Origin of the sequence: Bradyrhizobium sp. ma5 (assembly GCF_042258955.1) — a bacterium.
Taxonomy (GTDB): domain Bacteria; phylum Pseudomonadota; class Alphaproteobacteria; order Rhizobiales; family Xanthobacteraceae; genus Bradyrhizobium.
The window spans coordinates 1,723,427-1,737,459 of sequence record NZ_CP170156.1 but is presented as its reverse complement, the minus strand read 5'-3'; the positions used below and the strand labels follow the sequence as shown (position 1 = coordinate 1,737,459).

Genomic DNA, 14,033 nt, shown 5'->3' with positions numbered 1-14,033 from the left:
TTCAATGTCATCTCTGAACTGACCTGCCACTTCACCTCCTGGCAGAACACGGCCACCATGATTGTCGAACGTAATACCTGATGATCGACCAAGTCATGGTCGCACGATCTTGACTAGCGAAAACCGCTTGGACATCTGCGTAGCACCGCTTCGATCATGCTCCGGCAAAGCCGGACAATCTGACGCTATGTGAGATTCAAGTCATTTCATGCTGCTCGATGATCGCCGGCAATAAATAGCTGATAGTAGTCGTGATGATCGTCACCGGCGCACAGTTGATTCTTGGACGAACTGATCTTCAAGCTGCTCCCAACCTTTCGTGGAGTACGAGTACGAGTGATTAGTTGCTGTTCTCGACCTGCATCGTCGTTGCAATCAAGCGACCTCACTGGCTTGATGTTGGAAAATGTCGACCAGTCGCGCGCCTCTCGTGTCAAAGATTCGAGTGTCCCTTCTTTCTGCCATGTTCGCAGCCAACGCAGATATCGCCGGAGGATGCGGACAAAGGAGGTGTCGGCAAGACGACCTTATCATAACGCGCAAACACCCGCATTCGACACGGAGTCGCCGTCGGGGGACGCTGAAGCGCTTCTATTCGGAGATCACCGAGATCGTCGATATGACAATGACCGCGGACCAGATGAAGATCTTCGATATCCTGAACTCAGGGCTATCCGTCACCGTCATCGATGCTCGCGCCGGCTTACTGTCCTCTGCACTGGCCGCCTTGCGCGACATCGGCTTTTTGGATTCGGCGCGGTCTGGACGGATCACCTTTGCCGTATTCCATATCTTGGGATCATCTATCGCTTCGCTGGATGAGATCGCCGAGATCGCGACCTACATGAGCGGCGCAAAATACTATCTGGTCAAAACTTCATCAACGATACTCAATTCTTCCAGCGGGACCAGCTGACCTATAATTCCCATTTTCACCGCATCAAGCATGCGACCGAGTTGACCATACCGAAACTTAACGAGATGGCCTATGAGCAGGTCGAAGTCGCTTCCGTCCCATTCGTCGACTTCGTCGCAAACAAGGGGCGGAACGATGAGCCGGCGAATAACTCCTTCGTGCTGCGCGGCTATGTCCGGCATTGGCGGGCAAATGTCTGGAGCGAATTTGATCGCATCAGCTTGACGGAATTGACCGGAGCTAAGTCAGCCAGCCGGGGCGACGAGAAGTAGTCGCATTATCGGCGAGCGACGGGTTGAGCCCAATACGAAACGAGATTGATCTGTTAGCTGTGTTAGCAACCCCCATCTACATCATCTGCTCTCCTAGCCCGCAGGTCGGCAAAACTCTCATCGCTCGCCTGCTGAGCGAGTTCTTGCTGCTAAAAAATGGCAAGGCGCTCTCCTTCGATGTCAGCCTGAAGGAGCCGTCATTGCACGATTACCTCCCCAACATCACGGAGACCGCAGATGTGATCGATACTTACGGGAAGATGCAGCTGATGGACCCGCTGATCATCCACGACGGGGTCGCCAAGGTGATCGATCTCGGCTTCCATGCCTTTGATGAATTCTTCAAGATGTGCGGGGAGATCGGCTTCATGAAGGAGACGATGCGCTGCTATGTCGCGCCTATTATCTTCTTCGTCGCGGGTGCTGACCGCCTCTCCTTTCGTAGCTATGAAATGCTACGGCGGCAGATTCCGCCGGCGGCGCTGGTCACTGTCCACAATGAGTTCGCGCTGCGCAGCGGATTAACCGATGCGATGGATGGCGAGCGGGTACTTCGGATTCCCGCGCTGCCGCTGTTTCTCAAGAGATATATCGATCGAATTCGCTTTTCCTTCACCGGATATCTGCGCAACGAGAAGGACTGGTCCACCGAGCTGCATCAGTGGATCCGACGAAATTACACCATGTTTCGCGACCTGGAATCGATTGTGATGCTGCGGAGACCCTATCGATCTCGAGCGACGAATATCGAAAGCCTACGGGGCACAAGGGCACACTGAAGTTCCGGCTCGCCATCCATTTCGCAATAGGAGGTGAACTTGTGCAATTGCGATAAAGGATCCTTCACCCGAAACGAGCAGTCGAGAGCACCTTTTCAAGCAGGCGCGCGCTCTCGCCGCAGTCAACAAAGGCTGGATTATGCCATCCTGGATGACAAGCTCCCTTTGACATCGGCCGCGAGGAGCGCTCCTCCAACATCGGCTCATGCTGTCGCAGATTTCGACGGACAAGCGACGATGACCCGGCTCTTGGTTCGCTCCCATTGTCAGTTCAACAAACGGCTGCATCTGCAGTGATACGGCGGATATTCTCTACGCCCAGCTCACTGCAACCGCTCCGTGCCACGACCGATGAACTCGAGCATCGACTTCGCGTGGGTGATCTCGCGTGAGACGCGCTTCAGGATCCGGATTGCCGCCGCTTCCGTCGCAATCAGCCCCGCTCTTTCACAGGCTAGCCCGAAATGATGCATCACCTGTTCGTCGGATGGCGCGATGCGATTCTGCCTCACGCTGGTCGTCAATGATCGGAGCATGTGGTCGACGACATCCTTCTCAACCTCGATCAAGAGCTACGTCCTTCTGATTGTTTGCTCAATTCCATGAAATGTGAACGCTTCCAACCGCATCACCAGGCGGCGTTCGCTGCGCGGGATTGTCGTGTTCGAGACGTCGCCGCATCATGCGCATTGAAGACAGCTGCCGCGAGATTTCTTTGGTCGATTATCTCGTCTGCCGGGCCCCCTTCTCTCCAACACGAGACTGCGCGGCTTCAGTTTACGTGAGTTGCAGCTGCCTGATGATCTCCGCGCCTAAACCTCTCTGATGTACGTCAACCGTGCAGCGTGCAGGAAACATGCGATGTGCACCGTCACAACGCCGGGAAACGCAATGATCTGCAGCAAATTCTCTTTCACACGCGCAGCGTGAGCTGGTATCGGTTGATGAGAGCCTTGCACACCTCAAACCGCTCTCCATATTCCCCGAGGACACGGGCAAATCGCAAGTTCCTCGACGCAACTGTTCGGCATGTATGCGGCGCCGTGGAGCGGTTGCTCCCGGATATCCGCATGCTCGATGTTTTGAAATCACCGGGTAAACCTAAATCTGCAATCTGTGATGACGTCGATCGATGATAGATTGAGTGAGATCAGATGGGTGCGAAACGAGATTTGGCGTTGTCGTCGGTTGCTTCGAGCGGGGCTGCCTGGCGCGGAGCGCGAGGTCGTGGAGAAGCGTTTGCTTGAGCAGCTTTCTGCCTTCGAACGGCTCTTGGCGACCGCATTTCCCATGGTCCTGAGCACTGGAGCAAATTCGACGAAAAGCACCGTAGTTTAGTTGGGCCAAGCGACTCCACTCTGGCGCCGATCGAGAACGCCGCAATCGCGTCCACCGGTTCATTCGGAAGGTCGATTGGCGGCCAACGTGAGTGACTTCCCGTGCTCGATTTACTCCCTCGAGGGCGAGAATCAACGCCAAGCCGATCGCACGACGAGCGGCTCTGAATTGGTAAGACCGCCATGGAATGAACTCGCAACGCCAGCATTCGAGCGATTTCGTTGCCGGTTGTAGCCGATTTGACTGTCTGCCAGGAACATTAGGCCAACGTCGCCATAGATTGAGTGACCGTAGGAATTCCTGGACGATGCCTGGCCGTAACCAGCCCCGACGTGCATACCGCATATCCCCGGGTCAGTTTCAGCGAACCGGTGGCAACTTCACTGCTGCCTCAAGGTCCGCGAAATTGGCTGCACCGCTGAAAACGAGCGCTACTGCGGTACCGAAAGTGCGAGCTTCCGGACGCATCACGACCTCACACCAGGTGTGCGCGCGCCCTCGATCGTCGGACGAGGCTATCGATTGCTGGCGCATGCGTGCCCGCCGGTGGATCAACGGCACTCGGGTTGGAGGGACGCTTTCAGCCCGATTAATCCGCTTCGATACAACCAGCCTGACGAAAGGTCCATCACCCGTCCGTTGGGCTGCTAACTGCCGGATACATTCTGAGATTGACGCTCGGGCGGCTCACTCTCGATGCAGGACGATCGGAAGCTTGTCGATGCCTCGTTTCGACCGTCCCTTTCTTTCCGCCGCGGTTGGCATCACCCGCCGACATTCGACAAGCAAGCTTTTGAAATTGTCCCGAAGACAAAACATGGTCGCGTCCACATCCCCACGTCCTGTAAAGCGATTGCAGAAGCGCATCACATCTGGTCTGCAAGACGTCAAGACCTCATCCGACCTCCGATCTCGCGCGTGAGCGTATCCAGTGCACAACATGGCCGCGATCGCAATCACGGCAAGGGTAGCAGATGGGGATACGCACGAGAGGTCCAACCCGTCCGTTCCTTTTGGTTTGCCAAACCTCTCTTGCGCTGCATATCCATCATGATTGTTCTTTGCCCCGCGATTATCGTCCTGCTTGCCGGGAAGCAGGCCAGGCACAGGCCTGTCGCCAAGACCAACCCACAACGACGATCGACTGCGCGCGCGGCTCACGCAGCCCGCCTTATAGCTTGAGACATCCGCAATGTTAGTTATTCCCAATATGACTCGTCCGCAAAGGCGTCCGATCTTGCCTCGGAAGATCTACAACCTGACGCTACGGTCGATTCAAGCACTTTGAGCGTCGAGCAAGCGTCAATACGCGCCGAGATGGGCATATCTGCATCTTGTCATGAGCAAGAAGAACGAACTCCTCGACAATTCCACGCATCTCCGGCTGCACCGCGTGCCAGACGTCATCCGATATCGACCGATATCGCTCCGCCCACCGTCGGGACGCAGCGCATTGTTGAAGACACCGCAGACCGGCATAGCGATTCCGTCGAGCCGATCACCCGACAAGTGGCGTCGTCGCTGCTCGCTCTGTGCCACGCCGACCAACGTCTTAGCGCATGCACGCCCAACGATGGGCGGGACCGACCGCCTTACGGCTTGAATACAAGGTATGAAGCGATGGGCCCAGGATACCTTGGTCTGGGCCGGTAATTGTCGTGTCTGTGACGCAAGTTGATTTCGCATTGTTCAAGCCGCCTGCGGCTATTTCTATTCTGCAGTTTCCGGAGACCCAATCAGCGCTTAAACCTTCGAGCCCGACTGGCACGGCGGTTGCTACTAACAGCGGCAAGCGTGAGACCTGGGTGCAGCCTAGCCGCAACACGGAAGATGCCGTTTGTCTTTGACTGCTACCCACCATTCTGCAGACCGCAGGCCGCGCGATGTTCGCGATTCTCAGGATCTACGACAACACTAGGGCTCAGTATGAGGAAATCAGCGGCACGAGAGCTTTACATAGCAGGCAAGTTATATGTTGTGGCCGCCGGGATTCTGGCTTCGTCAGCAGCGGGCGCTAATGATGATTTGATGAGCGCCGCGAGGCGGATTTTCAGGCCGATCCCCTCAGTCGTTCCTGCGATGAAGGATAACCCTATCACCCACGAAAAAGTCACACTTGGCAAATCCCTGTTCTTCGATCCGAGGCTATCGGTAAGCGAGGTCATTAGCTGCAATACATGTCACAATCTTGGGACCGGCGGAGTAGATGCCGGTCCGATGTCGGTTGGTCATCGCTGGCAGCTGGGTTCGCGGCGCGCGCCAACGGTCTATAACGCAGTCTTCAATGTCGCGCAGTTCTGGGATGGTCGCGCGGCAGACCTCAAGGCCCAGGCCGCAGGCCCTGTCCAGTCCAGTATCGAAATGAATGCGACTCCGGCTCACGTGCTCGACACGTTGAGTTCTATGAACGATTATATCGTTATGTTCAGTAAGGCGTTCCCCAACGATGCGGCGCCGGTTACCTTTGAAAATTTTGCCAAGGCGATCGAGGCTTTCGAGACGACATTGATCACACCTGCCGCCGCCTTCGACCAATACCTCGAGGGCGATGCGTATGCGCTTGGTGATCAACAGAAAGCTGGATTAAAGCTGTTCATCGAAAAGGGATGCTCCTCCTGCCACAATGGAATCAACGTCGGTGGACAGGATTACTTCCCGTTCGGTGTGATGGAAAAGCCAGCCGCAAGCCTGCTTCCTCGAGGCGACAAGGGCCGTTTTGCCGTCACCAGGGTGCCCAGCGACGAATATGTTTTTCGCTCCGCCCCGTTGCGCAACGTCGCATTGCGTCCCCCTTACTTCCATTCGGGCCAGGTTTGGAGCCTCAAACAGGCGGTTGGCGTGATGAGTGAGATTCAACTCGGCGTGAAGCTTAACGATACGGAAAAAGACGACATCGTCGCGTTTCTGAACTCACTCACCGGGCAGCTGCCTAAGATCGATTATCCGATACTGCCCGCGCGTACCGAAAAGACGCCAAGGCCCTCTGTGGACAAATAGAGCCCTTACCGCACCAGAACTAGGCGTTCGTCGAATGCTGAGGAATACGGCGCAACCACGCAAGCTTCTCGTCCATCCTGCGTGGCCGGTTGGCGACGCGAGCGTCTGAAACCCAACGACACGATGGGGCCATTCCACATGCTGGGTTGGGACCTATGCGCGTTTCGCCATGAGCCAAGCGGGCTGTGCAGCATATTTTTGAACGGCACGCAGATTGCTGGGTGAGGAGCAAGGAACTGCTGCGACGAAAGCGGGCGCGGCAGACCACCGCCGGAGTTCCAATGAAACTTATCCGATTGATCCTAGTCGATCTGGTTTTGATGCTGCTTGCGCCTAAAATTGCAGAAGCCATGAATATGGGCGTTGGCGCAATCGTCACATTGGCCACGAAGGCTGTGGCCCCCTTCAAGCGGACTGCCGGCGCCGAGGCGGTATCTATCTCTGGCACGAAGCCACACCTCTCCAGCCAAACGATGCAAGCCCTGCCCGCGACACTGGAACCCGCTTTGTCGATGTCATCGACAAGCGCACACGGCAGCGTTCGATTGCCGGCGCTCAAGATGCCGGCTGCCGTAACACCATCAATCCGCAATCCTACGGCCGCACCTTATGGCCTCCGCGGGAGGGAGAGGCCGCGCTGGAGCGAGACAGACCGGATTGTCGGCGGCGTGGTGATCTTCGCCTTTGCGGCCATTCCGCTCGTGACCTTGATGGAAAGATGCAGCACAGGAACGGCCACGTGAGAGACGCGAAACCCGGCCACATCGAGGTCGCCTTCAACGGCTCTCTGGCCAGCGTCCCGCTGGATGCGCAGTTCAGCGTCCCGGCCAAAGGTGTCACGGCCATTTTCGGTCCGCCTGGGTGCGGCAAGACCACACTCGCGCGCTGCATCGCCGGCATTCAGCGTCTACCGAGCGGGTTTTGCGCAATCGATGGCGAGATTTGGCAGGATGAGACGACGTTTTGGCCGCCTCATCAGCGTCCTGTCGCATATGTATTCCAACGACCGATTCTGTTTTCTCATTTGTCGGTCAAGCGTACCCTCCTGTACAACGCGCCCAAATCAACACCGACACTGATCGACTTTGATGGTGTGGTCGAATTGCTCGGCCTGGCGCCATTGCTTGACCGTCAGCCCTCATTTCTTTCTGGAGCCGAGCGACAGCGACTTGCCCTGGGCAGTGCGCTGTTGTCCCAACCTCGGCTACTTTTGCTGGACGACCCGCTCATTTTGCTCGACAGCCCCGCCAAGCGCGCGATTCTGCCATTTCTCGAGCGCATGCGTGAAGAGCTCACGTTGCCTATGATCTATATCAGCCATGACATGACTGACATCGAGCGCTTTGCCGATCATCTCGTCATGATGAGAGATGGCATTGTGACTGCGGCTGGGCCGCTGCATGCCCTTCAAAGCGATCCAGCGCTTGCCGCGCGCGGCGAAGCGGCGGTTTGCGTTGACACCATCGTCGGCGGCTATGACGGGCGCTACGGACTAATCATCCTCCGCCTCAAAGGTGCGCGTCTGTTGATACCGGGACCGCCGCTCAGACCCGGCACGCAGCTACGGCTGCGCATTGCAGCCGGCGATGTCAGCATAACGTGCGAGGCACCGCGCGCAAGCTCCGTCCTCAATATCTTTCCGGCACGCATCAAAGCTTCTCTGCCGTTCGACGAAGCTGAGGTGACATTGGTTCTGGCTCTCGAAACAGGCCGATCGGGCGTGCCGCTTTTGGCCCGCATCCCGCGCCGCTCCTTTGATGCGCTAAAGCTCAGCAATGGAACGGACGTATTCGCCGAGGTCGCGCGCGCGTTGCCGGTCGCGGCCCCCGAGCGGTTGCTCGTAACCCCTTCCACACCAGCTAGAGATGTTCGACGGTGAGCGCCGACACGAGAAAGGCGCAGCAATAGGACCACGGCCATGATCGGCAATCTTGAAGAAATCGATCCGAATGATGTGGCGGCAATTTTCTACCAGGCAAGCGACCACGTCGATAGGCTGCTTGCTGATTTTGCCCAGGATCTCGCTCGGCAGGGCGTACGCGTCGGCGGCATCGTCCAGCGACACTTCAAGGGCGCAAACGGAACGCACGCGATGGTTGCAGTCGACATTGCAACGGGACAAGAGATCTCGATTTCCAAGCCACTCGACGGCGGAGCTATGTCCTGTACGCTCGATACGAATGGACTTGCCGAGGCCGCAGCTGTCGTTTCCCGGGCGCTTCGCGACAAGGTCGATCTCCTCGTGATCAGCAAATTCGCCAAACAGGAAGCGCTTGGTCGCGGCCTGCGCGCCGAATTCATCGACGCGATCATCTGCGGCGTGCCACTCCTGACGGCTGTTCCAAGAAAATGTCTTGTCGACTGGCGAGCTTTCACGGGGGATGTTGGCAGGCTGCTCGTTTGCGATCGTCAAGTCGTGGAGGAGTGGTGGCACGACAGCTCCACGCGCTTGGCGCGCAGCCGAGTGTTCAGTCCCAGGTGCGGCTATCTGGCGACCATGATACCGGACAGTTTGATGACGGCGGTGAGACTACCGGGCACGCAGGCTCCGAAAGCGCCCGCCGGGCTTCCTGGCCGCCTACGAAAAACGCCTTAACTCCGGCATCCACTCCACATTCTGAGCCAGCAGATGCTCTGCGAGGGCCCTGATGACGCCTTCCAGTCGGCGAGAAGCCGTTCCCACAAGCTCTGCGCGCATTGTCAGTCGAGGCCCGCATCAGGCCCTTAGTCCGTTTTGCAGCCCGGCCGATCGACGACGAACTGTTGAGCTCTGCCTGCCATCCTCCCCGCCAATCACCTAACCGCCGCCGGGTGCCATCCACTACGAAGACGCCCAATTATAATCGTTCTTCTGCCGGCGCATGCTGGCGGCTTGCAGGTTGGCACCTAGCCGTGCTGCACGCCGATCATTCTCGGCGGAGTCGTAGTGCACGCCTTAGGGCCAGAATTTAGGCGCAGTACAGCGCGCGTCGGACGCTTCATCCCATTAGGTTCCCGAATGGCTTCAACATCGCAACCCAGCTGAACAGCGCACTTGATCTAATCGCTTCGAGCGCGCGAGCATCGCGCATGCACGCGGCACGATTGGATATGGATCTGAGATCCAATCGAGCAAAGCTAGACGCTATAGCAGAGCCCCCGGTTGGCGTAGTCGCGACAATCGGATTTAAGAACGCGTGGCATATAGCTTGCTTCACAGGCGACAGCACGATCTAGGCAAAACGGACTGTGAGGACAGCATGCTTGGAATTGGAAGTCAGTTGCCACCGTTCGAGGTCACGGGCGTGAAGCCTGGCTTTCAGGCGCAGGAAGAAGATGGGCAGAGCGCCTTCGAGACGCTGACCGAAACGAGCTTTCCAGAAAGATGGAAGATCATCTTCTTCTATCCCAAGGATTTTACCTTCGTCTGCCCGACCGAGATCGCAGAATTTGCTCGGCTGTCCAAGGAATTCGCCGATCGCGATGCGGTCGTGCTGGGTGGTTCGACTGACAACGAGTTCTGCAAGCTCGCCTGGCGGCGCTCGCATGTCGACCTGCACAATCTACCGATCTGGCAGTTTGCCGACACAAAGGGTACGCTTGTCGATGGCCTTGGTGTGCGTTCACCCGAGGGCGTCGCCTATCGCTACACCTTCATCGTTGACCCCGACAACACAATCCAACACGTCTATGCCACCAATCTCAATGTTGGGCGCAGCCCCAAGGACACGCTCCGCGTTCTGGACGCGCTGCAAACCGACGAACTCTGTCCCTGCAACCGCGAAGTCGGCGGCGAAACCCTGAAGGTTGCTTGAGGCAGCATGTCGTCGATCGAGCAATTGAATGAAAAGATTCCCGATTTCGCCAAGGACGTCAGGCTCAACCTGACCTCCTTGCTGGCCGATGAGACGCTCTCGCCGCAACGACAATACGGACTGCTTCTGGCGAGCGCGATTGCCACCCGCAATGCAGCCCTGATTGCCGCGATGGAATCGGCTGCAGCCGCTGTGCTGACACCCGTGGCAATTTCCGCAGCGAAATCCGCAGCCTCTGTGATGGCGATGAACAACGTCTACTATCGCTTCGTTCACCTCGTCTCCAACCCGGAATACAAGACGATGCCGCCACGGCTGCGCATGAACGTGATCGGCAATCCCGGCGTGGACAAGTCCGATTTCGAGCTGTGGTCGCTGGCGGTCTCGGCCATAAACGGTTGCGGCGCCTGTATCGACGCCCACGAGAAGACGCTGCGGGCCGCGCGCGTCAGTTCCGAGGCGATCCAGACCGCGGTGCGCTTTGCTGCGATCGTCCAGTCGGTGGCGGTTGCGATCGAGGCCGCTGGGCCCACCCCGTCCCAGACGACGGGCTGATTCCCCTGGCCACCGGATCGACACCTGGCGCCACTCAATGGCGCCACAACCGGTCCCTCGCGTATCCCGAGTGAGCGTAATTTCCCCAGGCTATGTCTTGCGGGGCGTACCCTCAAGGTGCCAGCCTCGCTCGAGTTTCACCCTCTGTGCAGGGTGGAATGCGCCCCAAAGGCGGGGAGATCCTCCCGCCCGTTACGGCGATCACACCCACAGTTCTTCGGCCCACTCTCACCCGAACTTGAACAGCACCCCATACCCGCCGCGCGGATGGCTCCATTGGATGTCGCCGGTGGGCTCAGCGATCACGCGGCAGGTGCCGCACTCGATGCAGCCGTCGACCGTTATCTCAACCTGGCCATTGTCGTTGAGTTCGTAGCATCGCGCGGGGCAGACTTTCAAAAGCGCAAGTAGCTGCGACGACGGCGTCGTGTGTGCGCGCACCTTGACGTGCGGATGACCGACATCGACAAGATAGCGGTTGTAGTACAGCTTGTCTTCGACGCGCACTGAGGGTTCGACATTCATGCTTTTGACCTTCCATTGCTGGATTTCACACTGTTGCCGGTCAGCGCCAGGCCCGGCCAAACCGACACGCATCGCCGAACAGACCTGTCCATGACCGCGCCTTGACAAAGGATTTCAGGGTCGCCTTCTCCTTCTCAGCCTTCGGCGTACCATCGACGCGAACAAAGTTCTGCATCGCCTTGGAGATGAGCTGCGGATAGGTAAGAAAGAAGTTTTGCGAATGCGTGTGCATCAGCGTCGGCAAATCCTTGTATTTTTTGAGATCCTTGATGACGAAGGAATCGTCAAGCATCTTCTTGTAGAGCGACAGATTTGTCGCGGTCATCGGCTCGCGGCGTGATTTCACCTGGACGATCGCTTCGGCCGCGATGCGGCCTGAGGTCATCGCAAGATTGGAGCCCTCACGATGGATGGCGTTGTTGAGCTGCGCCGCGTCCCCCACCACCACCCAGCCCTCACCGTGGAGCTTCGGGATTGCCTTGTAACCGCCTTCAGGAATGAGATGCGCCGAATACTCCTTGACTTCGGAACCTGCGATCAGCGGCGCCACGGACGGATGCCGCTTGAAATGATCGAGCATGCCGTAGGGCGTCTGGCCGGTGCGCTGGAAGTCGGCGACGAGACAGCCGATACCGAGCGAAATGCACTCCTTGTTGGCATAGATGAAACCCATGCCGGTCATGCCGCGGGAAATGGTACCGGCCGCCTCGATCACGACGCCTTCATCGCCCTTAAGATTGAAACGCGCCTCGATAGTCTCGCGCGGCAAAAAGTGCATTTCCTTCACCGCGAGCGCAACGTTATCGGGTGTCGGCCGCGCGCGCAGGCCCGCGCGGGTCCCGAGCAGACCATTGACACCCTCCGCCAGCACGACGACGTCGGCATGTATTTCGCCGTCGCGGCGATCTGTACGGACTCCGACGACCCTCTCACGGTCGTCCCGTGCGAGCTCGGTGACTGTCGTCTCGCACAGCACGGTCGCGCCGGCCTCCCTCACCTTCGACGAGAACCATTTATCAAACTGCGCGCGTATGATCGTGTAGCGGTTCGGCCGTTCCTCGTTGAAGTCATCCGAGCGGTAGTGCATCCCGACATGGGATCGATCATCCATTATCCAGAACCGCTGTTCGACCAGATGCCGTTCGAGCGGTGCCTCCTCGCGAAACTCGGGGATCAGCTTTTCCATCATGTCGGCATAGAGAATAGCGCCCTGCACATTCTTCGATCCGGGATATTCGCCCCGCTCGAGCTGCAGCACCTTCATGCCGCGCTTGGCCATGGTCAACGCCGCTGCGTTTCCGGCCATGCCGGCTCCCACCACGATCGCATCGAACCTCTCTTCAATCATCATCATCTCCTCTAGACCGCGATTCGGGCGCGCGAATTCGGCAAAAGCCTGGCGCGAAATGCGGCCGTCAGTGCCGGCAGCAATTGCATGGCGTCACTGACGATCGCGACATGGGCAAAGTCGAGGATCGGCGCGTTCTTGTCAGTGTTGATGGCGACGATCAGATCCGCGCCCTCCACGCCAACCCGGTGCTGGATCGCGCCGGAAATGCCGGCAGCAATATAGAGCTTTGGCCGGATGGTCTTTCCGGTCTGGCCAATCTGCCGGTCAGACGTAACCCACCCTTTTTGCACCAGTGGACGCGAGCAACCGTACTCCGCGCCAAGCAGAGTTGCGAGCTCGCGCACCAACCGAAAATTCTCAGGCGATCCCAGTCCCAAGCCGCCGGCAACCACGACATCGGCATAGGCCAGATTGGACGTTTCTGAATCGCGATCGGGGATGAACGACAGCACTTTCGTGACAATATCGTCTTCAACAAGGCCAAGCGGATGAATGATGATACGAGCGGCATCGCGTGTGACGCGCTCTGGCATGGGCATGACGCGCGGGCGGACGGTCGCCATCTGCGGACGATAATTCAAGGTATAGATCGTGCAGAGCAGCGAGCCGCCAAAGGTCGGACGCGTCGCCGCAAGCGAACCATCGGCGTCGACGTCAAGCGCGGTGCAGTCGGCAGTGAGCCCCGTCAACAAGGTCGTCGCCACGGAACCTGCGAGATCTCGACCGAGTGTCGTCGCACCCAACAGCAGGATTTCCGGCTTGTAGGTGTTGACGAGTTCGGTGAGCGCTTTGGTATAGGATTCGTTGCGATAATCAGACAAAACATTATCACTCACGAGATAGGCCAGGTCGGCGCCATAGCAAAAGGATTCAAGCGCGGCGTTGCGGGTGGACTGCCCCTCCGGACCGATAACGACCGCGGCGAGATTCACCTTTAGCCTGTCGGCGAGCCTGCGCCCCGCACCCATGAGCTCCCAGGACACCGGATGCACCTGGCCGCGCTCCTGCTCGACGAAGACCCAGACATGCTTGTAGGCCTTAAAGTGCTCCGACAGCTCCTTTTTGGCTGCTGCGCGGCCGGCCGCCGCCGGCACGGCGGTTTTGGTGACATTGCTCATGCTTTAAATTCCCCTCAAAAATTTCGCGCGCCTGCGCCACAGGATTGCTTTCTACTTCGGTCAACTGAAGATCACTTTTGATCAACGGGTGGCCGGCTGCTTGCCCGCCCCCGTCTGCTCGGTGCGGCCCGACCGCGCAACGAGCCGCCTCGCCGCGCTAGACGTACCGGACGGGCCAGATCTTGAGAGGTTCTCGACACCGGTCTCTTGCGCGCTCGATTCTGCGAGCGCCACCGCGGCGGCCGGGCCGCTGCGGCAAATCTGACCGGCCGCTTCGATCCTTGGGTCGGCAAGTCCGCTTACTGCGCAATAGCTGCACCTCGCTTTCGGCCCAGCGCTCCTCATTGACTGTGGCGACCGGAGTGATCTTGCCACTGCACCTGCCACG

At 58.2% G+C, this 14,033-nt stretch carries 11 protein-coding genes and 1 pseudogene; 8 read left to right on the top strand and 4 right to left on the bottom strand.

The window, feature by feature from the left end; all coding sequences use genetic code 11:
* The first annotated feature begins 482 nt into the window (after positions 1-482).
* Positions 483-1,188, top strand: a pseudogene (locus ACE103_RS08150) (hypothetical protein).
* Between the two features lie 59 nt (positions 1,189-1,247).
* On the top strand, positions 1,248-1,967 hold the full coding sequence (locus ACE103_RS08145) for a hypothetical protein (RefSeq protein ID WP_375781046.1): 720 nt from the start codon (positions 1,248-1,250) through the stop codon (positions 1,965-1,967).
* A gap of 323 nt (positions 1,968-2,290) precedes the next feature.
* Here the strand turns inward: ACE103_RS08145 and ACE103_RS08140 are convergent, their stop codons facing one another.
* Positions 2,291-2,536 (bottom strand): hypothetical protein, encoded by a 246-nt coding sequence (locus ACE103_RS08140; protein ID WP_375779007.1) that lies wholly within the window; start codon positions 2,534-2,536, stop codon positions 2,291-2,293.
* A gap of 2,695 nt (positions 2,537-5,231) precedes the next feature.
* Between ACE103_RS08140 and ACE103_RS08135 the strand changes: the two genes are divergently transcribed.
* From ACE103_RS08135 to ACE103_RS08110, 6 genes are all read left to right on the top strand, one after another.
* Positions 5,232-6,302 carry a cytochrome-c peroxidase gene (locus tag ACE103_RS08135; protein WP_375779006.1) on the top strand — a complete coding sequence of 357 codons (1,071 nt, stop codon included), beginning with the start codon at positions 5,232-5,234 and terminating at the stop codon, positions 6,300-6,302.
* Between the two features lie 281 nt (positions 6,303-6,583).
* Positions 6,584-7,045 carry a hypothetical protein gene (locus tag ACE103_RS08130; protein ID WP_375779005.1) on the top strand — a complete coding sequence of 154 codons (462 nt, stop codon included), beginning with the start codon at positions 6,584-6,586 and terminating at the stop codon, positions 7,043-7,045.
* A complete protein-coding gene (modC, locus tag ACE103_RS08125; RefSeq protein ID WP_375779004.1) occupies positions 7,042-8,181 on the top strand; it encodes a molybdenum ABC transporter ATP-binding protein in 1,140 nt (379 codons plus the stop codon). Before ACE103_RS08130 ends, modC begins: the two co-directional genes overlap by 4 nt.
* Before the next feature lie 39 nt (positions 8,182-8,220).
* On the top strand, positions 8,221-8,898 hold the full coding sequence (locus tag ACE103_RS08120; protein ID WP_375779003.1) for a DUF2478 domain-containing protein: 678 nt from the start codon (positions 8,221-8,223) through the stop codon (positions 8,896-8,898).
* A 643-nt stretch (positions 8,899-9,541) separates the two neighbouring features.
* Positions 9,542-10,096 (top strand): peroxiredoxin, encoded by a 555-nt coding sequence (locus tag ACE103_RS08115; protein ID WP_375779002.1) that lies wholly within the window; start codon positions 9,542-9,544, stop codon positions 10,094-10,096.
* Between the two features lie 6 nt (positions 10,097-10,102).
* On the top strand, positions 10,103-10,651 hold the full coding sequence (locus ACE103_RS08110; protein ID WP_375779001.1) for a carboxymuconolactone decarboxylase family protein: 549 nt from the start codon (positions 10,103-10,105) through the stop codon (positions 10,649-10,651).
* A 228-nt stretch (positions 10,652-10,879) separates the two neighbouring features.
* On the opposite strand, the gene ACE103_RS08105 is transcribed toward ACE103_RS08110, so the two are convergent.
* From ACE103_RS08105 to ACE103_RS08095, 3 genes are read right to left on the bottom strand one after another with little or no spacing between them, the layout of a single operon-like run.
* A complete protein-coding gene (locus ACE103_RS08105; RefSeq protein ID WP_375779000.1) occupies positions 10,880-11,176 on the bottom strand; it encodes a ferredoxin family protein in 297 nt (98 codons plus the stop codon).
* 40 nt (positions 11,177-11,216) lie between these two features.
* Positions 11,217-12,524 carry an FAD-dependent oxidoreductase gene (locus ACE103_RS08100; RefSeq protein ID WP_375778999.1) on the bottom strand — a complete coding sequence of 436 codons (1,308 nt, stop codon included), beginning with the start codon at positions 12,522-12,524 and terminating at the stop codon, positions 11,217-11,219.
* Between the two features lie 11 nt (positions 12,525-12,535).
* Positions 12,536-13,645 (bottom strand): electron transfer flavoprotein subunit alpha/FixB family protein, encoded by a 1,110-nt coding sequence (locus tag ACE103_RS08095; RefSeq protein WP_375778998.1) that lies wholly within the window; start codon positions 13,643-13,645, stop codon positions 12,536-12,538.
* Between the last annotated feature and the right edge of the window lie 388 nt (positions 13,646-14,033).